We start from the raw sequence: 24808 nt of genomic DNA on the forward strand, positions 1-24808 counted from the left end.
GGAGGCCGGACCCCGCCCCGGGGTCCGGCCTCCGTGGTGCCGGTGGAGCGTCAGCCGGTCAGCCGGGCCATCCAGGCCTCGACCTCGTCGGCCCGGCGCGGCAGGCCGGCCGAGAGGTTCTCGTTGCCGTCGGCGGTGACCAGGATGTCGTCCTCGATCCGGACGCCGATGCCGCGGTACTCCTCGGGGACGGTCAGGTCGTCCAGCTGGAAGTACAGGCCGGGCTCGACGGTGAGGCACATGCCGGGCTCCAGCAGCGCGTCCACGTACTGCTCGCGGCGGGCCTGCGCGCAGTCGTGCACGTCCAGGCCGAGCATGTGGCCGGTGCCGTGCAAGGTCCAGCGGCGCTGCAGGCCGAGCTCCAGCACCTTCTCGACGTCGTACACCGAGGCGTCCAACAGGCCCCAGGCGAGCAGGCGTTCGGCCAGCACGCGCTGCGAGGCGTCGTGGAAGTCGCGGAACCGGCCGCCCGGCCGGACGGCGGCGATGCCCGCCTCCTGGGCGTCGTAGACGGCTTCGTAGATCTTGCGCTGGAGCGCGTTGAAGCGGCCGTTGATCGGCAGGGTGCGGGTGACGTCGGCGGTGTAGAGGGTGTGCGTCTCGACGCCCGCGTCCAGCAGCAGCAGCTCGCCCGGGCGGACGTCGCCGTCGTTGCGGACCCAGTGCAGGGTAGTGGCGTGCGGACCGGCGGCGCAGATCGAGCCGTAGCCGATGTCGTTGCCCTCGACCCGGGCGCGGCGCCAGAAGGTGCCCTCGATCCAGCGCTCGGAGGTGGCCACGGCCTGGCCCAACTCCCGCACCACGTCGGTGAATCCGTTGACGGTGGCGTCGCAGGCGGCGCGCAGCTGGGTGATCTCCCAGTCGTCCTTGACCAGCCGCAGGCCGCTCAGGAAGGTCTTGAACTCCTCGTCCCGGTCCTCGTCCAGCACCTCGGCCAGCGCGGCCTCCAGACCGGCGTCGTACGTGCGCACGATCCGGGTCGGCGCGGCGGGCGCGGCGGCGAGCTCCTCGGCGGCCTTGCGGACGTCCCGGCAGGGCAGGCCGAGCAGTTGCTCGGCCTCGGTCAGGCTGTGCCGGCGGCCGACCCAGAGCTCGCCGTTGCCGTCCAGCCAGAACTCGCCGTTCTCCCGGTTGGAGCGGGGCAGCAGGTAGAGGCTGAACTCGTGGCCGCCGTCGACCGGCTCGGCCACCAGCACCGCGTCCTCGGTCTGGTCACCGGTCAGGTGCACGTACTCGCTGGCGGCGCGGAACGAGTACTCGGTGTCGTTGGCCCGGGTGCGCAGGTTGCCCGCCGGGATCACCAGGCGCTCGCCGGGGAAGGCGGCGGACAGCCTGGCCCGTCGCTCGGCCGCGTACGGGGCCTGGGCGACCGGCTCCAGGCCGCGCAGCTCGGTGTCGGCCCAGCCGGACTTCATCGAGTCGGCCAGCTCGTCGGAGACCTCTCCGTACAGTCCGTTCTTGCGGCCCTTGACGGGCTGCTCCTCGGCCTGGTCACCGCCTGCGGCACCCTCGGGGTTCTCGGCTGCCGCCGGGCTACGGTCCTCGGTCACGTACGTCGCCTCCTTGCGAGTGGTTCCGCCCCGGACGCATCGGATCGCGACGCGCTTGGGCGGCCGTAGGCCCCATCGTACGGACCGCTGGACGAACGACTGATCGGGAGCCGGAGAAACGGGCGAAACCTAATCGAACCGGGCGGCCAGCAGCACCAGGTCGTCCGAGCCGTCGGTGGCGGCCGGGGCACTGCCGAGCAGGTGGCCGAGCAGGCGGTCCGGCTCCTGCCGCAGCTCGCGCGGGGCGTCGGCGGCGGCCCGGCGCAGCGCGTTCTGGCCGGCGTGCAGGGTCGGGCCGCAGCGGCGGGCCAGGCCCTCGGTGTAGAGCACCAGCAGGTCACCGGGCTCGGCGTCGAGCTCCACGCCCGGGGCCTCCCAGCAGCTGAGCATGCCGAGCGGGGCGGAGAGCGAGGTCTCGACGAAGTTGGCGCCGTACCGGGTGACCAGGATCGGCGGGCAGTGCCCGGCCCCGGCCAGGGTGATCCGGCGCTCCTCGGGCTGCACCCAGGCGTAGAGCGCGGTGGCGGTCCGGTTCGGCTCGGTGGTCTTGAGCAGCAGTTCGAGGTCGCCGAGCACCGAGACCGGGTCCTCGCCCTCCAGCACCGCGTACGCCCGCAGCGCGGCCCGGACCCGGCCCATCGCGGCGGCCGCGCCGGGGGCCGAGGCCGGCCCGGCCCCGGGGCCGTCGCCGGAGACGCTGCCGACGGTCAGCCCGAAGGTGCCGTCCGGCAGGGCGATGGCGTCGTACCAGTCGCTGCCGGCCGAACGCTCCAGCGCGGCCGGCACGCAGCGGGCGGCCAGCCGCAGGCCGGGGGCGACCGGCAGCCGGTCGGGCAGCAGGCCCCGGCGGAGCGCCTCGGCCTGCTGCTCGGCCCGGTCCGAGACGAACTGCTTGGCCAGCAGCGGGGCGGCGAACTCGCAGTACCGGTGCACCAGCAGGAGGCGGCCGGGGTCGGGCTCGGCCGGCTCGTCGTAGAACCAGACGGCGGCGCCCAGCGGCCCGTCCTGGTCGGTGCCGAGCGGTACGGCGTAGCAGGCGCCGAGGCCGAGCTGCTCGGCCACCTGACGGAACCTCGGCCCGGCCGCCGGGTCGGTGGCCAGGTCGGTGATCAGCAGCCGGCCGGGCGCGGCGGGGTGGCTGAGCAGCCCGGAGAACGGGCCGTGCTCGGCCGGGACGGTCTCCAGCGCGCCGAGTTCGGACCGGTCCAGGTTGAGGCCGACCGGGCGGCCGGTGCCCCGGGCGGTGGTGGTGATCAGGCCCCGGCGGGCCCCGAGCAGGGCGGCGCCGGAGGCCAGCACGGCAGCCAGCGTGTCGGCCAGTCCGCGGGCCCGGACCAGCAGCTCGGTGTGCTCCTGGAGGACGGTGAGGTCGGACAGCTGTCCGACCAAACGGTCCTGCAGACCGGCCGTCTCGCTGACGGCCAGGAAGCCGAGGTCCGGCAGCACGGTGGCGGTCGCCGTCAGAGGCTTGGCGTCGGTCATGTCCCAACTCCCCACACAGTGGTATGTGTCACGCAGAACCACCAGGACCGCCCAAAAACGATTCCTACTGTCACTACTCGGCATTAATCCACCACTTGTACACAGGCCGATCGGGGCATGTCCAGATTCGGGACGAGGTCGGTCGGCGGGTGCGGTGGCGGCCGTCCGGGGCGGATCGGCCGCCCCTGGAGGGCTGCCGCGTCCCGACGCTCCGTCAGGGGGCCGTCCGGATCGTATGGTTCGAGGAGCCAGTGCCCGGCCGGGCCGGTGCTCACTCACTCGTACGGTGGAACCAGCCGGCTCCGACAGGCGTCCATCTGGTCGCATGCGGGATTCTCGTTCCGGGGGCCGTCCGCTCCAGGCCCCAGCCCACCCTGTCGTCCCGGTCACTCCCGCCGAACCGCCCGTGCACCGGTGCCGCCCACGCATCCGGGGCGCAGCCGCGGCCGACGGTCCGACTGCCCGAGCCCCACGGTCGCGGAAAGGAACGAGCGCAGATGCCATGGACGCGTCCCCGTCTGAACCGGAGCAGGACCCGGAGCAAGGCGCACCGCAGGAACCTGCCCGCCACCCGGTCCTCCTGGCTGCGCTGGCCCGGCAGCCGGCGCCGGGTCAGGGCGGCCCTGCTGGCGGCGGCCCGGACCGCCGCCGGGTACGGCTGGCCGGTGCTGCCCGGCGCGTACGCGGTGCCCGGCCTGCTCGGGCCCTGCTCCTGCGAGGACCAGGGCTGTCCGTCCCCCGGCGCGCACCCGCACGAGCCGCCGCTGCCGGCCGCCACCACCGACGCCCGGATGGTGGGCTGGTGGTGGGCCGAGCGTTCGCCGGACGCCTCGGTGCTGGTGGCCACCGGCCGGACGGTCAGCGCGGTCAGCCTGCCGGCCGAGGCGGGGGCCAGGGCACTGGAGTACTTCGAGGTGCTGGACGTGCCGGTCGGCCCGGTGCTGCTGGCCCAGGACCGCTACGTGCTGCTGGTGGCGCCGTACACGCTGGCCGAGTTGGGGGAGCTGCTGGCCGAACAGCCGTGGGTGCCAGGGGTGATGCGCTATCACGGCCCGGACGGCTATCTGCTGTTGCCGCCCAGCCGGACGGCCGAGGGCACCGTGCGCTGGATCCGGCCGCCGATCGGCGGGCGTCCGTGGCTGCCCGAGGTGGGCGCTCTGCTGGGGGCGCTGATCGCGGCCAGTTCGGCGGCGGCGGGCGGCAGCAGGCTGGCCGGCTGAACGGCCGGCCGCGCTCAATTCCCGTACGGAAAAAGAAGATCCGGCCGCTGGCGACGGGGGATGCACCAGCGACCGGACTGTTTAAATGGTAACAAAGATCCGCGTGCGCGCCAATTTGTCCGCACACTCTGTCACCTGGCAGTTTTCCTTCCGGTCGGAAAATGTGACGCGAGTCACTTTCCCGGTGGAACGCCGGGGAAAATCCTCAGTTCAGCGTCACCTGACGGCTCACCAGGTGACCCCGGACCCGGCGCTGCTCGGCGGTGAGCGGAGCCTCGTCCCTCAGGGTGGCGGCCAGTCGCTCGGCGAACTCGGCGGCGGGCGCCTCGCAGTCGGCGGCGGTCATGCTCTGCGGCAGGTCCCAGACCGGCACGGTGACCCCGTGCGCGCGGAACGAGCCGACCAGGCGGGTGTCCGCACCGAGCGAGGACTGCTCGGCGGCGGTCAGCTTGGCGAGCGCGTTCAGCAGCTGCTCCTCCGGCACGGTCATGGCCCAGCGCAGGTGGTTCTTGTCCGGTGCGGCGCACCAGTACGCGGACGGCACGCTGCTGAGCTTCTCGGTCGGGATGGCGGCCGCGTTGGCCTGCTCCAGCGAGGCGGCCACGTCACCGGTGGCGGTCTCCGCGTCCTCCAGCCAGAACTCGAAGCCGGTGTGCACGACCGGCACGAACTCGGCCTCCAGGTCGAGCAGTTCCTGCAGGCGGCGGCCGCCGGGGACGGTCCGGCGGGCCGGCACCGGGCTGCCCGGCTCGGTGGTCAGGGCCAGCTCCAGGGCGTCCGCCAGGTCGCGGCTCAGGTCGCCGGAGGCGGACTGGGTCTGCAGGCCGAGCAGGATCGAGCCGTCCGGACGGCGCAGCGCGGGCCAGGCCAGCGGCAGCACGGTGGCCAGCGTCACCGAGGGGACCGGGCCGGTGGCCTCGTCGGCGATGCCCTTGGCCAGGGTGAGCGGGACGGTGGCGGAGGGGACCAGCTCGCGCAGCGCGACCCAGTCGGCCTCGCCGGGCAGGCCCTCGAACGGGCGGTGGACCAGCTCCTGGACCGCGTGCGCGGCCTCGCGCCCGTGGCACGCCTTGTACCGGCGGCCGGAACCGCACGGGCAGTCCTCGCGAGCCCCGACCACGGGGATCTCGCCCGAGGTCACGGCGGTGGACGGACGGTTCTGCGGCGACTTCTTCGCGGCCTTCTTGGCCATGGTGCGGCTCTCCCGGTACGGCGACGTGCTTGCCCGGGCAGCCTACTGAGCTTTCCGGGCCGACCGGACAGCTCCGGCCCGGCGACCCTCGTCCGGGTGTCCGGCGGGGCCGCGCGGGGCGGCCGGTCAGGCGCTCCGCGCCCCGGGCGCGGGCCGCAGCGGGAGTTCGGCCCAGACCGTCACCTGCCCGGGTGCGTCCCGGACGCCCCAGTCGTCCGCCAGCCGGCCGACGATGGTCAGGCCCCGGCCGCCGCGCGAGGTGAGCGAGGGGCGGGCCGGCAGCGGCCTGGTCACCGCACCGCCGTCGGTCACCTCCAGGGTCAGCCGCCCGCGCCCGGACAGCTGCCAACGGACCGTCACCCCGCCGGGCTCACCGTCCTCGCCGGACCGCACACCGACCAGGACGGGGGCCGGCACCGGTGCCGGCGCGTCGTCCTTCAGGTCGGCCAGCCGGCCCAGCGGCCGGGCGTACCGGCAGGAGTTGCTGAGCAACTCGGACAGGATCAGGACCGCGTCGTCGATCACCGTGTCGGCGACCTCGTGGTCGCCGAGATCACGGCGCAGTCGGCGTCGTGCCGCTCCGACCCCGGCGGGCCCGTGCGGCACCGCCATGGTCGATGAAGTCGGCACCTCTTGTGCCATCATCAACGCCACCCCCGGACCTCCTTCAGCATTCGCCGAGGGATGGATGCCCCTTGGTAATGGGTCGGAAACGGGCATCCGGCGATCGCGGCGGGACATTAACGGGCACCGCAACTCACGGTACGCAAATGGTGATTAGCCGCTCACAGACCGTTGTCCAAACGGCCGGAATTGGCCACTCCCGGTACTTCACGCCGGAGTTCGCGCCAGTTCGCGCCCCTCGCGCGGGGCGTTTATCGGCCGAGTTGGTCGAGCACGGCGCGCGGCCGATTGGTGATGATCGCGGTCACCCCGAGTTCCAGGCAGAGTTCGACATCGGCGGCCTCGTCCACCGTCCAGACGTGCACCGAGTGCCCCGCCCGGCGCAGCGCGCGCACCAGCCCGGGATTGGACCGGACCAGGTCAATGCCGGGCCCGGCGATCCGGGCGCCGCCGGGCAGCGCCTTGGTCCGGCCGAGCACCGGGAGCCTGCGGTCGAACAGGTAGACGGTCGGAACGGCGGGCGCGGCCCGGCGGATCCGGTGCAGCGAGAGCTCGGAGAAGCTCATCACCCGCACCGCGGACCCCTCCAGGCTGTCCGGAAGCAGTCCGTACCGGGTGAGCAACCGGAGCAACTCGGCCTCGGTGCGCCCCGCGAACCGGGTCGGGTGCTTGGTCTCGATGGCCAGTTCCACCCGCCGCCCGGCGTCCGCGACCAGTTCGAGCAACTGGGCCAGCGTCAGGACGGGGCTGGGTTCGGGGGCCGCCGGGTCCTTCCAGGAGCCGAAGTCGAGCTCGTTCAGCTGAGCCAACGTCAGGGCGGAGACCGCGCCCCGGCCGTCCGAGGTCCGGTGGACCGTCCGGTCGTGCACGCAGACCAGCTGCCCGTCGGCGGTCAGCCGGATGTCGGCCTCCAGGCCGTCGGCGCCCTCCGCGACGGCGAGCGCGTAGGCCGCCAGGGTGTGCTCGGCGCGGGCGGCCGAGGAGCCGCGGTGCGCGATCACCTTCACGGCGCCGCGGTCGGTGGCGTCCTGGCTGGTCAACGGCTGGTTCCGGGTATCCACACCGGTAACCCTACGAGCAGCCGGACGACCGGTGGCCGCCGCCACGGGAAACTCCGGGTGAAGTTCCCGGGGCGGCGGCCGCCCGGCCTCACTTCCGGCGGGTCACCGCGAGGGTGGCCAGCGCCGCGACCAGGAAGCTGAGCACCGAGGCCGAGGTCCAGGGCTGCGCCTCGAAGCCGGTCGCGGACTGCAGGTCGTGCCAGCGGTCGCTCCAGCCGTCGATCGCGGTCGGGGCGATGAACTGGTAGGTCGCGAAGCCGAGCGCCCACGGCAGCAGCATCAGCCAGCGGGCCGGGGCGTCCTCGGCCAGGTTCCAACCGCGCCGGCCGGAGCCGAGGAAGTAGTCGGCCGCCAGCACCGCGAACATCGGCACGAAGACCGAGCCGATCAGGCCGAGGAAGGCGTAGTACGAGGCGGTGAACTCGTCGGTGAGCAGCGCCAGTACGGTCACCAGCGCGCCGATCCCACCGGTCAGCAGCCGGCGGTCGACCTTCGGCAGCAGGTTCTGGATCGACATCGCGGTCGAGTACACGTTGGCGAAGGACTGGTCGGTCTCCCGGACCACCAGCACCAGCAGGAAGGCCCAGCCCGCGGCCACCCCGGTGAACGAGGAGAAGATCCGGCTCGGGTCGCCGTCGGACTGCAGCAGTGCCACCACGCCCAGCAGGTAGCACCAGACCTGGGCCAGCGTGTAGCCGGAGAAGGTGGCCCAGAACGCCGCACCGGCGGTGCGGGCGTGCCGGGTGTAGTCGGCGGCCAGCGGCACGAAGGAGATCGAGACCGCGATGATCGCGTCGGTCGCGGAGAGGAAGCCGGTCCAGTTGCCCGCACCGGGGTTCGGCACGCCCTGGCGGACCAGCTGGACGGTGAAGTAGACCATCGCGATGCCGACGGCGATCGTCACGTACTTGCGCAGCACGGCGATCGCGCCGAGCGGCCAGATGGTCAGCGCGGTGGTCAGCAGGCCGGCCAGCACCACGAACAGCCAGCGCCAGCCCTGCGAGCCGGTCACCTCCTGGGCGCCCATCGCGATCACCAGCAGCTCGTACACGCCCCAGCCGATGCACTGGGCGATGTTCAGCACGGTCGGCACGTAGGACAGCCGGGTGCCGAACAGGCCGCGCAGCACCGTCATCGCGGGCGCGCCCGTCCGGGCGCCGATCAGGGCGGTCACCCCGAGCATCGCGGTGCCGATCACGGTGCCCACCACGGTGGCGGTGATCGCGGCGACCAGCGAGAGCTCGGAGCCCTTGGCGCCGATCACGGTGGCCGCGCTGGTGAAGCCGATCAGGCTGACCCCGAGGTTGGCCCAGAGCGAGAACAGCGCCCGGAAGTCGAGGGTGCGAGGAGGTGCGGTGTCCAGGACGAGCGGCGCCTCGGCGCGCGCGGACGGTTCCTGGACAGGGGCAGGCGAAACAGCCGTCATGGCCGATGCTCCCTACGCCGGCATTACCCGGACAGGTTCGAGCGGTCTGCGCTCCCTCGCCGTAGTGCCAGCACCTGCATGGCGTACGGTCGTTCCGCGCACTCTCAGCCTGGACGGTCCAAGCTCCCGCGTGTCAGTTTGGAGCGCCAGGCTAGCGGCCGGGCGGCCGAACACCAAGGCGGGCGGGTGGCCGTCCGGATCGCGGGACGAAGCGGACCCCCGGGGGATCGTGTCGGGAACGGGTAAGGATTCTTAAGAGTTCTTCACCGGGCCCCATACGACAACCGAATCACGCATACGAAAAACTGTGGACCAAGGTTCTGTCAGCTATGGAGGTCGTCCGTGAGCACCGAGCACGCGAGTGGGTCCACCGGGCCCGAGGAGGAGCGCACCTCCACGGGCCAGGGGGTGGTGAGTCCGGCTGAGAGCGTGTCGGCCGATGTCCCCGCTGCTCCTGCCGTCCCGGCGGCGGCCCCGCCGGCCGCCGAGCCGACGCCGACGGTCGCCTTCGGCAAGGTGACCCCGCCGCCGGCCCCGGCCGCCCCGTCCTACCTCGACGCACCGCCGCCGGTGCTGCCGCCCGCGCCGCCGGTGCCCGCGGCGCCGTCCTACCTGGACGCGCCGCCGCCGGCCGCGCCCGCGCCTGCCGCCCACCCGGAGGTGCCGCCGCCGGCTCAGGCCGGCAACCCGTACGCCGCTCCGGTGGCCCCGGCTGCTCCGGCCGCGTTGGCCGCCGAGCTGCCGCCGGTGCAGTCGGCCCAGCCGACCCAGCCGGCCCACCCGGCCGCCGAGCCACCGCATCACCCGTTCGGCGCGGGCACCCCGCTGGGCAGCTGGGGCACCCCGCCCGGTGGCCTCGACGGTCCGGGCGGCCCCGGCCTGCCGGGCCAGCCGTTCGGCTCGGGTGCCGCCCCGGCCCCCCGCCGCAAGCGCGGCGGGCTGATCGCGCTGGTCGCGGCCGTCGCCCTGCTGGCCGGTCTGGCCGGGGGCGCGATCGGCGCCGCGGTGAGCGACCGGGACGGCGGATCGAACTCCTCGTCAGGGCGCGGCAGCAGCACCACCGTCCAGGCCAGCGAGAACAAGCAGGCGATCAACCGCTCGCCGGAGTCCGTCGCGGGCATCGCCGGCAAGGCGCTGCCGAGCGTGGTCACCATCAAGGCGCAGGGCTCGCAGGAGTCCGGCACCGGCACCGGCTTCGTCTTCGACACCGAGGGCCACATCCTCACCAACAACCACGTGGTCGCCCCGGCGGCCAGCGGCGGCAAACTGACCGTCAAGTTCTCCGACGGCTCGTCCTACCCGGCCTCGGTGGTCGGCCGGGCACAGGGCTACGACGTGGCCGTGATCAAGCTGGACAGCCCGCCGAAGGACAAGCTGGTCCCGCTGCCGCTCGGTGACTCCGACAAGGTCGCGGTCGGCGACGCCACCGTCGCGATCGGTGCCCCGTACGGCCTGGAGGGAACCGTCACCACCGGCATCATCAGTGCCAAGGACCGCCCGGTGGCCTCCGGCGACGAGACCGGCGCCCAGTCCTCCTACATGAACGCCCTGCAGACCGACGCCTCGATCAACCCGGGCAACTCCGGTGGTCCGCTGCTGGACGCCGCGGGCGCCGTGATCGGCATCAACTCCGCGATCCAGTCCAACAGCAGCAGCAACGGCCGGGCCGGCTCGATCGGTCTCGGCTTCGCCATCCCGATCAACCAGGCCAAGCGGGTGGCGGGCGACCTGATCAAGACCGGCACGCCGGTCTACGCGATCCTCGGGGTGCTGCGCAACGACGACTACAAGGGCGACGGCGCGCAGATCCGCAGCTCCGCGGTCGGCGACAGCGCCGCCGTCACCCCCAACGGCCCCGCCGACCAGGCCGGCCTCAAGGCCGGTGACGTGATCACCAAGCTCGGCGGCCACGTCATCGACAGCGGCCCGACCCTGGTCAGCGAGATCTGGACGTACAAGCCCGGCGACAAGGTCGAGGTCGAGTACACCCGCGACGGCAAGGCCGCCAAGACCACCGTCACCCTGGGCGAACGCAAGGGTGACAACTGACCCCACCGGCAAAACGGTGTGCACGGAACCCCACCGGACCCGTTAGGCTGACCTCCGCCTGGAGAGTTGCCCGAGCGGCCTAAGGGACCAGTCTTGAAAACTGTCGTGAGGTAACCCCTCACCGTGGGTTCAAATCCCACACTCTCCGCCGGAGCACGGCCCCCGACCAGTCCTGCTGGTCGGGGGCCGTCGGCGTTCTACGGGGGAGTTGACGCAGTCGGGATGGGCTGATGGTGGGTCAGTGGGCGGGTGGGGACAGTGGGTTGGTAGGCCATGCCCGCCGTCCGGAGAGGACCGACCACGTGATGGAGACCCGGGGACCGAGCAGGGGCGGGTACGTGCTGATGGAGGCGGGCTCCGGGGTGCCCGCGGTGGTGCTGTTGGCGACCGGGGGTGAGCTGGCGGTGGCGCTGCGGGCCCGGGAGATCCTGGAGGGTGACGCGATCGCCACCCGGGTGGTGGTGATGGTGTGCGCGGAGCGGTTCGAGCGGCAGCCCGCTGCCTACCGGGAAGCCGTGCTGCCGAGGGGAGTTGTGGTCCGGGTGTCGGTGGAGGCGGGGGCCGTGCTCGGTTGGCACGCGTTGGCCGGCGAGGCCGGGGTGGCGGTCCGGCTCGACCGGTCCGGACTGTCCGCGCCGTACCGGACGCTGTACGAACAGCTCGGCTTCACCCCCGAGCGGATCGCCGCCCAGGCCCGCCGCAGTCTGGCGAAGGCCAGGGAACGGGCCGCCTGACCCTCGGTCACCCACCATCGCGCAGCGCCGTCCGGCTGGTCCGGGCGGCGCTTCGTCGTGCCCGGGGCCGGCGGGAGCCGCGGCACCGCGTGCCACCCTCGGCGGGGATCTGACGACACATCGCTTCGACTATGTCGGAACCGGGCCGGCCGGGAATTCGACCATGGTGCGTCGGCTTTTCCGAAAAAACCAAACCGGATGGTATTCAATGACACAGTGCCGGACACCTGACGGAGTTCGAAACACGCCGTTGACCTCGTGGTTTGTCCTGTCCAGACTCAAGAAAGGTTGCCCTCCGCACCGGTTCAGGAACACAGCGGCGGTATTCGCAGCCGCACTTTCCGGGCAGCTGAGGAATTAACGACCACGGAGGTTTCTGAGTGAGTAGCGACGTCATTGCGGCACGGTCGGCCGAGTCCGGTCCGCCGTTGTCGGAGAGCGAACTCGACTACTGGAAGTCGCTCCCGGCCCAGCAGCAGCCCTCCTGGCCGGACCGCGGGCAGCTGGCCGAGGCCACCGGCGAACTGGCCGACCGGCCGGGGCTGGTGAGCTTCGCCGAGCTGATCGAGCTGCGCGCCCTGCTCGCCGAGGTGGCGGCCGGGCGGCTCCAGGTGGTCCAGGCGGGGGACTGCGCCGAGGATCCGGCCGAGTGCGAGCCGGGCTACGTGGCCCGGAAGGTCGGCCTGTTGGACGCGCTGGCCGGGGTGGTGTCGATGAACACCCTGCGTCCGGTGGTCCGGATCGGCCGGCTGGCCGGGCAGTTCGGCAAGCCGCGGTCCCGTCCGACCGAGAGCGTCAACGGGGTCGAACTCCCGGTCTACCGGGGGCACCTGGTGAACAGTCCGGAGCCCGACCCGGAGCTGCGCCGCCCTGACCCGGGCCGGCTGCTGAGCGGCTACGACGCGGCGGCGACCGCGTTCGCCGCGCTCCGGGCCCGCTCGGCGGCCGGTCTGCCGGCCGCCGGGGCCCCGGTGTGGACCAGCCACGAGGCACTGCTGCTCGACTACGAGGTGCCGCTGCTCCGCCGCACCGACCAGGGCCGGGTCTACCTGGCCTCCACCCACCTGCCCTGGATCGGCGACCGGACCCGCCAGTTGGACGGTGCCCATGTGGCGCTGCTCGCCACGGTGGCCAACCCGGTGGCCTGCAAGGTCGGCCCGGACCTGAGCGTCGCGGACCTGCTGACGCTCTGCGCGCGGCTCGACCCGAGCCGTGAGCCCGGCCGGCTCACCCTGATCGCCCGGATGGGCGCCGACCTGGTCGAGGACCGGCTGCCCGCGCTGGCCGCGGCGGTCAAGGCGGCGGGCCACCCGGTGGTCTGGCTGACCGACCCGATGCACGGCAACACGGTGAACGGGCCCGGCGGCCTGAAGACCCGGCTGGTCGAGACGGTGGTGCACGAGGTGCGCCGGTTCCAGCTCGCCCTGCTGAGCGTCGGCGCGGTGCCGGGCGGCCTGCACCTGGAGGCAACGCCGGACCAGGTCACCGAATGCGCTTCGGACGAAAGGCAGTTGGCGCACATCGGGGACAAGTACACGAGCTTCTGCGACCCCCGGCTCAACCCGGGGCAGGCACTTGAGGTCGCGGCGGCCTGGCGGGGCTGAACGGCTCTGCGGATCAGTCATTACCGGCCGGCAGCGGTCGATCATCCTCGGGCTTTGGGGTCGCTATGAGTGTCCATGGAATGGAAAACAGGGTCGCGCTGGTCACCGGTGCGGCCGGCGGAATCGGCGGAGCCGTGGTGCGCGCGCTCTCCGAACGTGGCGTCACGGTGGCCCTGGTCGACCGGGACGGGGACCGCCTGACGGCGCTCGCCAAGGAACTGCGCAACGCGGGCGGCCGAGCCGAGGCGTTCCCGGCCGACGTGACGGACAGCGCCGAGGTGGAGGCCGTGGTCGGGGCCGTCGAGCAGCAGCTCGGCGGTATCGACTACCTGGTCAACGGCGCCGGGGTGCTCCGGCTCGGCGCCGCCAAGGACCTGACCGACCAGGACTGGGCCGCCACCTTCGCGGTGAACACCACCGGGGTCTTCTTCATCTCCCGGGCGGTTGTCAACCGGATGGTGGCCGGCGGCCGACGGGGCGCGATCGTCACGGTGGCGTCCAACGCGGCCGGCACCGCCCGGGTCGACATGTCGGCATACGCGGCCTCCAAGGCGGCGGCCACCATGTTCACCAAGTGCCTCGGCCTGGAGGTGTCGAAGTTCGGCATCCGCTGCAACGTGGTGGCGCCGGGTTCGACCGACACCCCGATGCTGTCCGCGCTCTGGGAGGACGACAGCGCCGCCCAGGCCTCCATCGACGGGGTGGCCTCGGCCTACCGGGTCGGCATCCCGCTCGGCCGGATCGCCCAGCCGTCGCACATCGCGGACGCGGTGCTGTTCCTGCTCTCGGACCAGGCCGCCCACATCACCATGCACGACCTCACCGTGGACGGCGGTGCGGCCCTCGGCCACTGAGCCGGCCCGCCCGTCCTGCCGCTGGACCGACCGCCCGACCCCGGCCCGGGCGCCCCACCCCCGGCCGACCCCGGCGGCGGGCTGCCCCACCAGCCCGTCGCCCCCCGCCGCCCGTCGGTTATCGAAACCGTCAACTCCACACGGTGCCACGAGATTTGAGAGGACGCCGGGATGGCCATCCCGACCATCAGCCCGTACCCGATGCCGCAACAGGGCGACCTGCCCGAGAACACCGCCCGGTGGACGGTCGATCCGCGGCGGGCCGTGCTGCTGATCCACGACATGCAGCGGTACTTCCTCAGGCCCTTCCCGGCGGGCGAGTCCCCGGTCACCGAGCTGGTGGCCAACGTGACGCTGCTCCGGGCACGCGCCGCCGAGCTGGCGATCCCGGTCGCGTACACCGCGCAGCCGGGGGGCATGACCTCCGAACAGCGCGGCCTGCTCGCCGACTTCTGGGGCCCTGGGATGAATCCCTCGGCGGCGGACCGGGAGGTGGTCGAGCCGATCGGGCCGGGGCCGGGCGACCTGGTGCTGACCAAGTGGCGCTACAGCGCCTTCCACCGCACCCCGTTGCTGGAGTCGCTGCGCGAGCAGGGCCGGGACCAGCTGATCGTCTGCGGGGTGTACGCCCATGTCGGGGTGCTGGCCAGTGCGTTGGACGCCTACAGCCACGACGTCCAGCCCTTCCTGGTCGGTGACGCGGTCGCCGACTTCAGCCTGGAGTACCACCGCCTGGCGCTGAGCTGGGTGGCCGAGCGGTGCGGGATGGCGGTCAGCACCAAGGCCGTGCTCGCCGACCTCGGCTGAGCCTGATCCGCGTACGAGTCGACCATCAGCCTTTGAGGAGCGGGACATGACGGACAGTCCGGTGGGTGAGGCGCTGCTGAGCCGGATCCTGACCGGGCGGCAGCCCGAGTTCGCGTTGCTGTACCGCCCGGTGAGCGGTTCGCCGGACCGGGTGGACGTGCTCGGCGGCACGGTGACCGAGCTGTCCCGGCTGGCCGACCTCCCGCTGGCGCCTGGCCGCCCGGCCACCGGCCGGGCGGAGCACGAGGTGCTCGCGGTGGTCCCGTACCGGCAGATCGCCGAGCGCGGCTTCGCGGTCGCCGACGACGGCGCCCCGCTGCTCGCCCTCGGCGTGGCCGAGCAGGACTCGGTGCCGCTGGCCGAGCTGCTCGGCCAACTGCCGGATCTGGACATCGAGTTGGCCGAAGGCCGGTACGACGTCGACGACCTGGCGTACGCCGAGGTGGTGCGCCGGGTGCTGGCCAACGAGATCGGCACCGGCGAGGGCGCCAACTTCGTGATCCGCCGGGCCTTCGTGGCGGACATCTCCGACTACACCCCGGCCGCCGCGCTGACCTTCTTCCGCCGGCTGCTGGAGCGGGAGCGCGGCGCGTACTGGACCTTCGTCATCCGCACGGGGGTGCGGACCTTCGTCGGGGCCACCCCCGAGCGGCACCTCAGCCTCTCCGGCGGGGTCGCGGTGATGAACCCGATCAGCGGCACCTACCGCTACCCCGGGACCGGGCCGACGCTGACCGGGGTGCTGTCCTTCCTGGCCGACGCGAAGGAGGCCGACGAGCTCTACATGGTGGTGGACGAGGAACTCAAGATGATGGCCCGGATCACCGAGGCGGGCGGCCGGGTGACCGGCCCGCACCTGCTGGAGATGGCCAGGCTCGCGCACACCCAGTACTTCATCGAGGGGGAGACCTCCCGCGACCCGCGCGAGATCCTCCGCGAGACGCTGTTCGCGCCGACCGTCACCGGCAGCCCGCTGGAGAGCGCCGCCAAGGTGATCCGCCGGTACGAGCCGCGCGGCCGGGGCTACTACAGCGGGGTGGCCGCGCTGATCGGCCGGGATGCCGAGGGCGGCCGGACGATGGACTCCTCGATCCTGATCCGGACGGCCGACATCTCCGCGAGCGGCCGGCTGACCATCGGGGTGGGGGCCACCCTGGTCCGGGACTCCGACCCGGAGTCGGAGGTGGCCGAGACGGCGGCCAAGGTGGCCGGCCTGCTGACCGCGCTCGGCGCGCGCCGGCGGACCCCGGAACGGGCCGCCGCGCCGACGGAGTTCGCGGCCCACCCGGCGGTGCTCGACGCACTGCGGGAGCGCAACGTCGGGCTGGCGCCGTTCTGGCTGACCGCCGCCGGGGAACGCGGCCACCCGGTGGCCGAACTGATCGGCCGTCGGGTGCTGGTGCTGGACGCCGAGGACACCTTCACCGCGATGTGGGACCACCAGTTGCGGGCCCTCGGCCTCGCGGTCACGGTCCGGCGGTTCGACCAGGAGTACAGCGTCGAGGGGTACGACCTGGTGCTGCTCGGCCCTGGCCCCGGCGACCCGCAGGACTCGGACCACCCGAAGATCGCCCACCTGGAGCGCGCGGTCCGCCAACTCCTTCCCACCGGACGGCCGTTCCTCGCAGTTTGCCTGAGCCACCAGGTGCTCTGCCGGGTGCTCGGCTTCGACCTGGTCCGCCGGGACCGGCCGAACCAGGGGGTGGCCAGGACCATCGACCTGTTCGGCCGGGCCGAACGGGTCGGCTTCTACAACACCTTCGCCGGCCGGGCGGACCGGGACGTGGTCGAACTCCCGCTCGGCACCGTCGAGGTGAGCCGGGACCCGGCGACCGGGCAGGTCCACGCCCTGCGCGGCCCGAGCTTCCGGTCGGTGCAGTTCCACCCGGAGTCGGTGCTCAGCCGGGACGGGCTGCGCGTCATCACCGGCATGCTGCTCGCCCTGCCGGTCGGCCGACGCCCCGCGCCGGCCGGGCTCGGCGCACCGATCGGCCGCTGAACCAGCGCGCCAGCCCGCCCCGTTGTCGGCCCTCGAGTTCACTGGGACCTGAAATGAGCAGTCCGGTCGTCGTGTTGATCGGCCCACCCGGAGCGGGCAAGAGCCACATCGGGCGGGCCCTCGCCGGGTACCTCGGGGTCCCGTTCCGGGACACCGACTCCGACATCGAGCGCGCGGCCGGGTGCGGGATCGGGCAGATCCTGGAGCGGGAGGGCGAGGCGCACTTCCGGGTCCGCGAACGCAAGGCGGTGCACCGGGCGCTGGCCGGACACCCCGGGGTGCTCGCGCTCGGCGGCGGCGCGGTGCTGGAGGAGTCCACCCAGCGGCTGCTGCGGCATCACCGGGTGGTCCATCTGGCGGTGTCCCCGCAGCAGTTGGCGGCCCGGATCGGCACGGCCGCGACCCGGCCGCTGCTCGCCGACGACCCCGAGGGCCGGCTGCGTACGCTGCTCGCGGTGCGGAACCCGATCTACCGCCGGCTGGCCACCTGGACCGTCCCGGCCGGTGGCCGGAGCCATCTGGTGGTGGCCCGGATCGTCACCCTGCTGGCCGACCGGCCCGCTCCCCGGGGGCCGGCCGAGGCCGGCCCCCGGGGAGCGGGCCGGTCAGGCGCGGCGGCGCACCGAGGCGCGGGCGATCCGCTCGGGTGTGAGGTGGGCGGTGGTTCTCGCCGAGCCGCCGAGCTCAAGCGAGCGGACCAGCTCCGGCTTCACCAGCCCGGGCACCAGCAGGGCCCACCAGCCGGCCACCCGCTCCAGCAGGTCGGCCCGGCCGGTCAGCACCTGTGAGGTGAGCTGGATACCGGTGAACGAGGAGGTGATGGTCGGCGCGGCCACCGCGATGTCCACCCCCGGCAGCAGGTCCTCCCGCGCGGCCAGCAGCAGGTCCCGGACCAGGTTGATGTTCACCTCCCAGGCCTCGATCTGCGGCTTGTCGAAGGCGCCGTGCTCGATCACCAGACGGACGGTGGCCCGGATGATCGGGTCGTTCTGCAGCGCGCGCGCGTACGCGATGGTCAGGTCGATGACGCTCTGGAAGCTGCCGCTCGCCAGGTCGAGCTCCTCGAGCCAGGGTGACTGCGCTTCGGTGACCGCGAGAGCCAGTTCCTCCTTCGAGGCGAAGTGGAAGTACACCGCGCCCTTGGTCAGACCCGCGACGGTCAGGATCTCGGCCATCGTGGCCGCCGCGTACCCCCGCTTGGCGAAGACCTGGGCAGCAGCGTTCAGGATCTGCTGCCGGGTGTGTACTGCGCGTGCCTGCTGAGCCATCGTTCTCCTGTTTCTTGGTGCGCACCCTCACACTACAAACCGACCGGATGGTACTCTATCGTTGCCTGGAGCGAGGGCGCACCAGGGCTTGGCGCGATGAGTGGCCGAGGAGGGCGAGGCTTCTGTCTGGTCGATCCACGTGCTTCGCATGCGACTTGCTCGGGCGGCCCGTCCCGGGGCCGCTGCCGACCGACTGCGTCTGAACCTACGACTGAGTCGATCGACGACTGCTGCCAAAGCCTATCCTGGCGCGGCAGCGTGCACGATGAATGGCTACGGAGCAGGTTTTGTTTTGAGCCTCGCGTCCTCCGTAGGTTCCGCGACGTTCGCACGCACCGAGGTTACCCGGCGGTTCGGACAGCATCCGACCGCCGTCACGAGTCCGCCTGCCCATTGGGTGGCCGACTCAATACCCATCCCTGGGGGAGATTGCACATGGGGTCAGTGCTGTCGGAAATCGGATGCCTGCCGCAGTCGGCAGGAACGGACCAAATGGATCCGGAGCTCCACGAGCAGACTGTGCCGCGGCGTTTCGTACACCGGGCCTCGATATCCGAGGTCATGCTCACCGGGTGGCGGAAGACCGGCGCGGACCGGTTTCTGCTGGGGGCCCAGTGGCCGCGGACACACAGTTTTTACCGGCCCGTCGCAGGATGCTATGACCCGCTGTTGCTGGCCGAGACGATCAGGCAGTCAGCCATGCTGATCTCCCATGCCGGGTACGGAGTTCCGACGGACTACCCGTTCCTGCTCTGGAGCCTGTCGTACCGGGCCGAGCCGACCGCCATGGTGGTCGGCCAGACCCCGGCCAATCTGACGATCAGTGCGACCTGCCAGGACATCCGGTTCCGCCGGGGAATCATGGCCGGAATGCAGTACGAGACGGTCGTCCACCGTGGTGCCACCCGGCTGGGTGTGGGGACCTTAAGGATGGACTGCATGGCTCCCGACACCTATGCCCGGCTCCGCGCGCCCCAGCTGTCCCAGCGCTTCCCCGACCTGGTGCCGCCGCAGGGCGAGTACCAGGAGGACAAGGCCAACTCGGTGCTGGTGCCGACCGGCGAGTGGTACACCTGGCGGCTGCAGGCCGACCGCCGGCACCCGGTGCTGTTCGACCACCCGGTCGACCACGTGCCGGGCATGGTGATCGTCGAGGCGATGCGGCAGGCGGCCAACAGCGTCGCCGGGGCGGCCGCGGTGGCCCCGTTCGAGATGGACACCAATTTCGTCCGCTACGCGGAACTCGACCTGCCGGTCATCGTCAAGGCATTCCCCGGGCCGATCGGCCCGAACGGCGAAATGAGCGTCCGGATCACCGTGGAGCAGGACGGGGTGTCGGTGGCCACCGGCCAGTTGATGACCCGGCAGATCATGCGGGAGGAATCCCGGGAGGAATCCCTGCTCGTCCGGAAGGCCGGCTGACGATGGAACTGCCGAAAGGCATTCTGCTCACCGGCGGCACCGGATTCATCGGAAGCCGGGTGCTCGGGCTGCTCACGGCCGGGGCGACCCCGGAGAATCCGGTCAGAGTGCTGACGAACCGCCGGTCGCTGCCCGCTGCCGAATTCGGCACCGTTCAGCCTTTCCACGGGAATCTCGCCGACGCCGCCTCCCTGTACGGCGCCTGCGAAGGTGTGGACACGCTCGTCCATCTCGCGTCCCAGATCGGTGGTGACCCGGACTCGCTGCGGAGGGTGAACGAACTCGGCACCAAGGCGCTGCTCGCCGAAGCCGCCAGGGCCGGGGTCCGGCGGGTGCTGTTGCTCAGCACCACGGCGGTCTACCAGGACGGCGTGCACCAGGACTTGACGGAGTATCAGCCCGATCTGGTGCCTTCCTCGGAGACCAGCAGGACCAGGCTGGCGGCCGAGCGCGCGGTCCTCGCGGCGGGGGGTGTGGTGATCAGGCCGCACCTGGTCTACGGGAGGGGGGACACCTGGGTGATCCCCGCGCTGGTGGAACTCCTGGACCGGATCCCGCACTGGATCGACGGTGGGCGGGCGCGGATGTCCGCCATCGCGGTGGAGGACCTGGCCAGGCCGATCGCGGCGCTGGCCCGGCAGCCCTGGGGGCCGGTGCCGGGCGGTCGGATCTACCACGCCAGCCACCCGGAGCCGGTCGCCGTCCGGGAGTTGGCGACCCTGGTCTGCGCTGCCCTGGGGCGGCCGCTGCCCTCGGGCGAGATCAGTGTGGCGGAGGCCCGACGGCTGCTGGAGGGCGTCGGGCCGGCTCCGTGGGGACGGCGGCTGTCCCTGCTGGCGGTCGAGCACCGATACCGGAGCGACCGGCTCTGGCGGCGGACCGGCTGTGACCCGGGCCCGGGCCTGGCGGCCCGGTTCCCGGCTCACGTCCCGTGGTACCGCGAACTGCTGCCGCCCTCGGGCGCGTCGGCCAGCATGGCCGGATGACCGGGAGCGACAGCGCGGCCGGCCTCGATCCGAGGCCGGCCGTCCGGCGTTCCGGGCGCGTCCTGGCCGACCCGGATGACCGGTACGGCCTGCGGCGGCCGGCCCGTCGCCGGGAGCTTCGGCTCCCGGCGGGCCGGCGGCTCGCCGGTCGGGTGCGCCCGGCCCGGCGCTGGCAGGGCGGCCCGCTCGTGCTCGACCGGCGTGGTGCGCAGCCCGGCCAGCCGCTCCTGGGTGATCAGGGCGGGCAGCAGGGCCTGCCAGAGCAGCGAGATCATCCGGGGGCTGAGCCAGTCCGGGTCCCGCCGGGCCAGCGTCTCCACCCCGGCGCCGGCCGCCGCCAGCAGGGCCGCGCTCTCGGCCGTGCTGACCTCGGGCCGCAGACCCTCGCGGGCCGCCGCCCGGCTCAGCAGCCGGTCGATCATCAGCGCCCAGCCCGGGTACGGGTTGGGCCGCAGGCTCTCGGCCAGCGCGCCGTCCTCGGTGAGCCGGAGGCCGGCCCGGAACACCACGTCCTCGGCCAGCCTCCTGGCCAGGCCGTGGCTCAGGTCGATCAGGTACTGCAGGGGGCAGTCGCTGGAGTGCCGGGCGGAGCGGATCGCCTCGCGCAGCCCGTCCCGGGACGCGGCCATCACGGCCTCGGCGAGCTGCTCCTTGGAACCGAAGTGGAAGTACAGCGCGCCCTTGGAGATGCCGGTGGGCCGGATCACGTCGTTCAGGCCCGTCATGGCGAAGCCCGCCTGGTCGAAGGAGGCCGAGGCGGCCGCGATGAGTAGTCGGCGGGTGCGCTGCGCCCGTTCCTGACGGGGCATCAAGGGTCTCCCTCGGGGAGTCGGTCGCCGACCGGCCCCTGCGGGCGGTCCGGGCGACAGTTCAAGTGGTTGTATCGCATCGTAACAAACCAACTGGGCGGTATCTAGTATGCTGCATCAGGTCGGGACCGCCCGGACGTTGTGGTCCGACCGAGGTCGTGCCAAGATGACGAAGTAGATGAAACCAACCAGTCGGTTCTGTATCGTATCCATCACCAGCACCTCGCATCTGGCTCATCGTCGCCATCCGGCGCTCGGAGCCCGCCAGGTTCGCGACCGCAGAAGAGGGGACGGGGGCTGTGGAAGGTGTAAGCGACAAGAACGTTCCTGAGCACATCTGGGGAGATGTGGCGGATGACTTCGTCACGGAGTTCTCCCGCCGGATGCTCGCCTCGCTGAAGCGGCGTGACCAGCGCGCCAGGGGCGAGTGGTACATCTCCGGGCTGCTCTCGGTGCAGGGCCGCAAGTCGATGCGGGCGTTGGCGGCGGTGGCCGGCTACGGCGCCGCCGAGCAGAGCCTGCACCACTTCATCAGCGACTCCTCCTGGCGCTGGGGCCCGGTCCGCCAGGCGCTCGGCAAGCACCTGGACCGGGTGCTGCTGCCGCAGGCCTGGGTGCTCAACTCGATGGCGATCCCGAAGGCCGGCGAGCACTCGGTCGGCGTCGAGGAGTCCTTCCGCACCGAGCTCGGCCGGGTGGTCAACAGCCAGCAGGCGTACGGGGTGTGGCTCGCCAGCGAGGACATGAGCGCCCCGGTGAACTGGGGGCTGGTGCTCCCGGCGGACTGGCTGGCCAACGAGGAGCGCCGCAAGCGCGCCAAGATCCCGGACGAAGTCTCGGCCACCACACCGGAGTTGTGCGCGGTGAACAGCGTGGTCGAGCTGGCCGGGCCGGACTGGGGGCTGCGCCGCCGCCCGGCCGTGCTGGACGCGCGGGAGCTCGACGCGACGGTCCTGGTCGAGGAGTTCTGCCGCCGCAACGTCCCGTTCGTGATGCGGGTGAGCGGTTCGACCCGGCTGGTCGGCTTCGACGGCAGTCTGCCCGGGCGGGGTGAACGGGTCTTCCAGGCCCAGCAGTTGATCGAATGGGCGAAACGGTTCTCCCGTCCGGTCGGCTGGGTGGACCCGGAGTACTCGATCACCAGGTCGATACTCGTCAGCGGGACCAGGGTCACCATGCCGACGATCCGCCGGCCCGGTACCGTGGCCGCGCCGGAGCGGGCCCTGGCCCTGGTCGGCGGCTGGTCGGGCGCCAAGGGACGGCCCGCCGAGCTCTGGCTCTCCAACCTGGTGGACGTGCCGCCGGTGGCCCTGCTCCGGCTGGGCCGGCTCACCCGGCGGGTGGCCAAGGACTTCGGCGAGGTCAGCGGACGGGTCGGGATGCGGGACTTCGAGGGCCGCTCGTACGCCGGCTGGCACCGCCACGCGACGCTCTGCTCGGTGGCGCACGCGATCTCGGTGCTCTCCACCGCGCGGCGGCAGGGCTTCGACAAGTCCCAGGAGCTGTCGGCCTGATGACGGCGGGCGCGGAGGGTGTGCGGGGGCGGCGGCCCGGAGGAGACCCTGGCCGGCGGCCGCCGCGCCGGGGCGCGGCCGAGCGGTCAGTCCGCCCGGTGCAGCAGTTCGGCCTGGCCGGCCCGGCGCATCGCCTGGATCGGGACGTCGCTCCGGCCGGTCATCAACTCCAGCTGTCTGGCGGCCTGGTGGACGGCGAAGGACAGGCCGTCGACCACGGTGGAGCCCGCGAAACCGGCGGCCTTCACCAGCCGGGTCGGCCAGGCCGAGCTGACCACGTCGAAGACCGCCGCGCGGGAGTGCATCACGGCTGCCGCGAAGGTGTCGGCCGCCCCGGCCGGCAGGGTCGAGACGACCAGCCCGACCCCGGGCAGCAGCTCGTCGAGCTGCCCGAAGGTGTGCACGTCCACCGCGATGCCGAGCCGGCCGGCCGCCGCCGTGGCCTCGGCCGCGCGGCTGCGCTCCCGGACCACCACGGCGGGCTCCAGCACGCCGAGCTCCCGCAGGGCGGCCAGCGCCGAGCAGGCGGTCGAGCCGCCGCCGAGCACCACCGCGGAGCCGGGTGAGGTGACCCCGGCGTCGTGCAGTGCGGTGAGCATCCCGTACACGTCGGTGTTGTCGCCGTGGCTGCGGCCGCGGCGGTAGACCACGGTGTTCGCGCCGCCGACGTCCAGCGCGAGGTCGCTGACCTCGTCGATCAGCGGCAGCACGGCGCGCTTCAGCGGCATGCCCAGGGAGAGCCCGGCCAGGCCGGCGGTGGATCCCGCCAGCACCCCGGGCAGGCCGGTCTCGTCGCACTCGATGCTCTGGTAGCTCCAGTCCAGACCCATCGCGGTGAGGGCGGCGCGGTGCAGGACCGCGGTGAGCGACTGGCCGACCGGGGAGCCGAGTACCGCCGCGCGGCGGGCCGTCTGGCGAGGCGGCACGCTGCTCTCCAGCACGGGTGGCTGTTCGGTGCGCATCGGTGGTGCTCCTTTCGCCAGGGGAACGCCTGCCCGGACCATTGAGTTCCGAATGTCGTCCCCGTTGCCCCCCCACCATAGGTACTCGGTACCTGGAGCGGTTGACCGGGTTGACACAGAGTCACCTTCGCGAACGACCTGACGAAGTCGCCCCCCGAAACCGTCAGAATGGCGGCCCCGGGCGCCGGTCGGGGTCCGGACGATCTCCGCCGCGCGACGCCGGACTTTCGCCGCCGGCGGCGCGGTTCGAACGGGTTCGAAGGCGGCGGCGGAAGCAGGCGGATTTCTCCGCTCCGGAAATCCAATGCACCGTCAATTCGTCGACGGTGCAAGGTGATGAAGTCGATGATCCGCCATTGCGACCCGTTCGGTGGCTGCGGGACAGTCGAGGGGACGGGGTGACCGCAGGGATCCCGGATCTGACGAATTCCGAAGGGGAGCAGCGACCGTGACCAACGTCGCCATCATCTACTACTCGTCCACCGGCCACGTGTACAAGCTGGCGGAGGAGGCCGCCGCGGCGGCCGAGAAGGCGGGCGCCGAGGTCCGGCTGCGCAAGGTCGCCGAGCTGGCCCCCGTCTCCGTGGTCGCCGCCAAGCAGGAGTGGGCCGAGCACGTCGAGGCCACCAAGGACGTGGTCGAGGTCGTCCTCGACGACCTGGAGTGGGCCGACGTGGTCCTGTTCGGCACCCCGACCCGGTTCGGCCTGCCGGCCGCCCAGCTCAAGCAGTTCATCGACACCACCGGTGGCCTGTGGTTCCAGGGCAAGCTGGTGAACAAGGTGGTCTCGTCGTTCACCTCCACCTCCACCCTGCACGGTGGCCAGGAGAGCACCCTGCTGGCGCTGAACAACACCTTCTACCACTGGGGCGCGATCATCGTGGCCCCCGGTTACTCGGACGGCATCCAGTTCGCGCCGAGCAACGGGAACCCGTACGGCACCAGCCACGTCTCCAACAACCTGGTCGGTCCCCCGAACGACGAGAACCTGGACGCGATCGCGTACCAGACCCGGCGCGCGGTGCAGATCGCCACGGCGCTGAAGGTGGGCCTGGCCGCGATCTGAGGCCGGTCGCGACGATCTTCCGTGAACGGACGCAGGGGATTCCGGATTCTTCCGGAATCCCCTCTTTCGTTCGGCCGGCGGGCCAGCTGACGAAGTAGCCGAACCATTGTTGCCGCTGGTGCCGGATTCCTCCAGAGTTCTGTGCAGAGAGCACGGCTCGGTAATTCCGGTGGGAGGAA

Annotated in this window: 20 protein-coding genes, 1 tRNA gene, 1 pseudogene and 1 riboswitch; of the genes and pseudogenes, 13 read left to right on the forward strand and 9 right to left on the reverse strand. The window is 72.4% G+C overall.

The window, feature by feature from the left end:
* Positions 1–50: 50 nt before the first annotated feature.
* Together ACIRPK_RS14235 and ACIRPK_RS14240 are read right to left on the reverse strand one after the other, a co-directional pair.
* Complete coding sequence (locus tag ACIRPK_RS14235; protein ID WP_403037656.1) at positions 51–1550, reverse strand: aminopeptidase P family protein; 1500 nt, start codon at positions 1548–1550, stop codon at positions 51–53.
* 129 nt (positions 1551–1679) lie between these two features.
* Positions 1680–3032: a PP2C family protein-serine/threonine phosphatase gene (locus tag ACIRPK_RS14240; RefSeq protein WP_403037659.1), complete on the reverse strand. Its 1353-nt coding sequence runs from the start codon at positions 3030–3032 to the stop codon at positions 1680–1682.
* A gap of 497 nt (positions 3033–3529) precedes the next feature.
* Between ACIRPK_RS14240 and ACIRPK_RS14245 the strand changes: the two genes are divergently transcribed.
* Positions 3530–4252, forward strand: a complete 723-nt coding sequence (locus ACIRPK_RS14245; protein ID WP_403037662.1) for a bifunctional DNA primase/polymerase — start codon at positions 3530–3532, stop codon at positions 4250–4252.
* Between the two features lie 205 nt (positions 4253–4457).
* Here ACIRPK_RS14245 and ACIRPK_RS14250 read toward each other — a convergent pair whose 3' ends face one another.
* From ACIRPK_RS14250 to ACIRPK_RS14265, 4 genes are all read right to left on the reverse strand, one after another.
* A complete protein-coding gene (locus ACIRPK_RS14250; protein ID WP_403037664.1) occupies positions 4458–5444 on the reverse strand; it encodes a DUF5926 family protein in 987 nt (328 codons plus the stop codon).
* Positions 5445–5570: 126 nt separating this feature from the next.
* A complete protein-coding gene (locus ACIRPK_RS14255; protein WP_403037666.1) occupies positions 5571–6098 on the reverse strand; it encodes an ATP-binding protein in 528 nt (175 codons plus the stop codon).
* 221 nt (positions 6099–6319) lie between these two features.
* Positions 6320–7129 (reverse strand): glycerophosphodiester phosphodiesterase, encoded by an 810-nt coding sequence (locus ACIRPK_RS14260; RefSeq protein ID WP_403037668.1) that lies wholly within the window; start codon positions 7127–7129, stop codon positions 6320–6322.
* 88 nt (positions 7130–7217) lie between these two features.
* A complete protein-coding gene (locus ACIRPK_RS14265; protein WP_403037671.1) occupies positions 7218–8555 on the reverse strand; it encodes a purine-cytosine permease family protein in 1338 nt (445 codons plus the stop codon).
* Positions 8548–8695, reverse strand: a riboswitch (TPP riboswitch). Its footprint overlaps the gene before it by 8 nt.
* 202 nt (positions 8696–8897) lie before the next feature.
* On the opposite strand from ACIRPK_RS14265, the gene ACIRPK_RS14270 reads away from it, so the two are divergent.
* From ACIRPK_RS14270 to ACIRPK_RS14305, 8 genes and pseudogenes are all read left to right on the forward strand, one after another.
* A complete protein-coding gene (locus ACIRPK_RS14270; RefSeq protein WP_403037674.1) occupies positions 8898–10604 on the forward strand; it encodes a S1C family serine protease in 1707 nt (568 codons plus the stop codon).
* Between the two features lie 60 nt (positions 10605–10664).
* Positions 10665–10752, forward strand: a tRNA-Ser gene (locus ACIRPK_RS14275).
* A 157-nt stretch (positions 10753–10909) separates the two neighbouring features.
* Positions 10910–11338 (forward strand): transketolase-like TK C-terminal-containing protein, encoded by a 429-nt coding sequence (locus ACIRPK_RS14280; RefSeq protein WP_403037853.1) that lies wholly within the window; start codon positions 10910–10912, stop codon positions 11336–11338.
* A 428-nt stretch (positions 11339–11766) separates the two neighbouring features.
* Entirely contained in the window at positions 11767–12942 is a 1176-nt protein-coding gene (locus ACIRPK_RS14285) for a 3-deoxy-7-phosphoheptulonate synthase (protein WP_403037677.1), read from the forward strand.
* Between the two features lie 80 nt (positions 12943–13022).
* On the forward strand, positions 13023–13796 hold the full coding sequence (locus tag ACIRPK_RS14290; protein WP_403037680.1) for a 2,3-dihydro-2,3-dihydroxybenzoate dehydrogenase: 774 nt from the start codon (positions 13023–13025) through the stop codon (positions 13794–13796).
* Between the two features lie 171 nt (positions 13797–13967).
* Positions 13968–14603 carry an isochorismatase family protein gene (locus ACIRPK_RS14295; RefSeq protein WP_403037682.1) on the forward strand — a complete coding sequence of 212 codons (636 nt, stop codon included), beginning with the start codon at positions 13968–13970 and terminating at the stop codon, positions 14601–14603.
* Positions 14604–14649: 46 nt separating this feature from the next.
* The gene (locus tag ACIRPK_RS14300; RefSeq protein WP_403037685.1) at positions 14650–16602 is read left to right on the forward strand and encodes an anthranilate synthase family protein; all 1953 of its coding nucleotides are present in this window, start codon (positions 14650–14652) and stop codon (positions 16600–16602) included.
* A gap of 53 nt (positions 16603–16655) precedes the next feature.
* Positions 16656–17132, forward strand: a pseudogene (locus ACIRPK_RS14305) (shikimate kinase); the annotation flags it as partial.
* 75 nt (positions 17133–17207) lie between these two features.
* On the opposite strand, the gene ACIRPK_RS14310 reads toward ACIRPK_RS14305, so the two are convergent.
* Positions 17208–17870 (reverse strand): ScbR family autoregulator-binding transcription factor, encoded by a 663-nt coding sequence (locus ACIRPK_RS14310; RefSeq protein ID WP_403037688.1) that lies wholly within the window; start codon positions 17868–17870, stop codon positions 17208–17210.
* A 492-nt stretch (positions 17871–18362) separates the two neighbouring features.
* On the opposite strand from ACIRPK_RS14310, the gene ACIRPK_RS14315 reads away from it, so the two are divergent.
* Together ACIRPK_RS14315 and ACIRPK_RS14320 are read left to right on the forward strand one after the other, a co-directional pair.
* A complete protein-coding gene (locus ACIRPK_RS14315) occupies positions 18363–19292 on the forward strand; it encodes a ScbA/BarX family gamma-butyrolactone biosynthesis protein (RefSeq protein ID WP_403037691.1) in 930 nt (309 codons plus the stop codon).
* A 2-nt stretch (positions 19293–19294) separates the two neighbouring features.
* Complete coding sequence (locus ACIRPK_RS14320) at positions 19295–20278, forward strand: NAD-dependent epimerase/dehydratase family protein (protein ID WP_403037694.1); 984 nt, start codon at positions 19295–19297, stop codon at positions 20276–20278.
* Here ACIRPK_RS14320 and ACIRPK_RS14325 read toward each other — a convergent pair.
* Positions 20215–21087 carry a ScbR family autoregulator-binding transcription factor gene (locus tag ACIRPK_RS14325; RefSeq protein WP_403037697.1) on the reverse strand — a complete coding sequence of 291 codons (873 nt, stop codon included), beginning with the start codon at positions 21085–21087 and terminating at the stop codon, positions 20215–20217. The two genes, ACIRPK_RS14320 and ACIRPK_RS14325, sit on opposite strands and share 64 nt — an antisense overlap.
* A gap of 347 nt (positions 21088–21434) precedes the next feature.
* Between ACIRPK_RS14325 and ACIRPK_RS14330 the strand changes: the two genes are divergently transcribed.
* The gene (locus tag ACIRPK_RS14330) at positions 21435–22601 is read left to right on the forward strand and encodes an IS701 family transposase (RefSeq protein WP_403037700.1); all 1167 of its coding nucleotides are present in this window, start codon (positions 21435–21437) and stop codon (positions 22599–22601) included.
* Between the two features lie 86 nt (positions 22602–22687).
* Here ACIRPK_RS14330 and ACIRPK_RS14335 read toward each other — a convergent pair whose 3' ends face one another.
* A complete protein-coding gene (locus tag ACIRPK_RS14335; protein ID WP_403037703.1) occupies positions 22688–23563 on the reverse strand; it encodes a shikimate dehydrogenase in 876 nt (291 codons plus the stop codon).
* 448 nt (positions 23564–24011) lie between these two features.
* Here ACIRPK_RS14335 and wrbA point away from each other — a divergent pair, with 448 nt between their 5' ends.
* Positions 24012–24629, forward strand: coding sequence for an NAD(P)H:quinone oxidoreductase (gene wrbA / locus ACIRPK_RS14340; RefSeq protein ID WP_403037706.1), 618 nt, complete (start codon positions 24012–24014; stop codon positions 24627–24629).
* The last annotated feature ends 179 nt before the right edge of the window (positions 24630–24808 follow it).

The organism is Kitasatospora sp. NPDC101801 (assembly GCF_044766665.1).
Taxonomy (GTDB): Bacteria; Actinomycetota; Actinomycetes; order Streptomycetales; family Streptomycetaceae; genus Kitasatospora.

Excerpts from the sequence above, each read along its gene's own strand:
- ACIRPK_RS14240 (WP_403037659.1), bottom strand. The coding sequence starts at position 3,032 with ATGACCGACGCCAAGCCTCTGACGGCGACCGCCACCGTGCTGCCGGAC.
- ACIRPK_RS14245 (WP_403037662.1), top strand. The coding sequence starts at position 3,530 with ATGCCATGGACGCGTCCCCGTCTGAACCGGAGCAGGACCCGGAGCAAG.
- ACIRPK_RS14250 (WP_403037664.1), bottom strand. The coding sequence starts at position 5,444 with ATGGCCAAGAAGGCCGCGAAGAAGTCGCCGCAGAACCGTCCGTCCACC.
- ACIRPK_RS14265 (WP_403037671.1), bottom strand. The coding sequence starts at position 8,555 with ATGACGGCTGTTTCGCCTGCCCCTGTCCAGGAACCGTCCGCGCGCGCC.
- ACIRPK_RS14280 (WP_403037853.1), top strand. The coding sequence starts at position 10,910 with ATGGAGACCCGGGGACCGAGCAGGGGCGGGTACGTGCTGATGGAGGCG.
- ACIRPK_RS14290 (WP_403037680.1), top strand. The coding sequence starts at position 13,023 with ATGGAAAACAGGGTCGCGCTGGTCACCGGTGCGGCCGGCGGAATCGGC.
- ACIRPK_RS14295 (WP_403037682.1), top strand. The coding sequence starts at position 13,968 with ATGGCCATCCCGACCATCAGCCCGTACCCGATGCCGCAACAGGGCGAC.
- ACIRPK_RS14300 (WP_403037685.1), top strand. The coding sequence starts at position 14,650 with ATGACGGACAGTCCGGTGGGTGAGGCGCTGCTGAGCCGGATCCTGACC.
- ACIRPK_RS14310 (WP_403037688.1), bottom strand. The coding sequence starts at position 17,870 with ATGGCTCAGCAGGCACGCGCAGTACACACCCGGCAGCAGATCCTGAAC.
- ACIRPK_RS14315 (WP_403037691.1), top strand. The coding sequence starts at position 18,363 with ATGGATCCGGAGCTCCACGAGCAGACTGTGCCGCGGCGTTTCGTACAC.
- ACIRPK_RS14320 (WP_403037694.1), top strand. The coding sequence starts at position 19,295 with ATGGAACTGCCGAAAGGCATTCTGCTCACCGGCGGCACCGGATTCATC.
- ACIRPK_RS14325 (WP_403037697.1), bottom strand. The coding sequence starts at position 21,087 with ATGCCCCGTCAGGAACGGGCGCAGCGCACCCGCCGACTACTCATCGCG.
- ACIRPK_RS14335 (WP_403037703.1), bottom strand. The coding sequence starts at position 23,563 with ATGCGCACCGAACAGCCACCCGTGCTGGAGAGCAGCGTGCCGCCTCGC.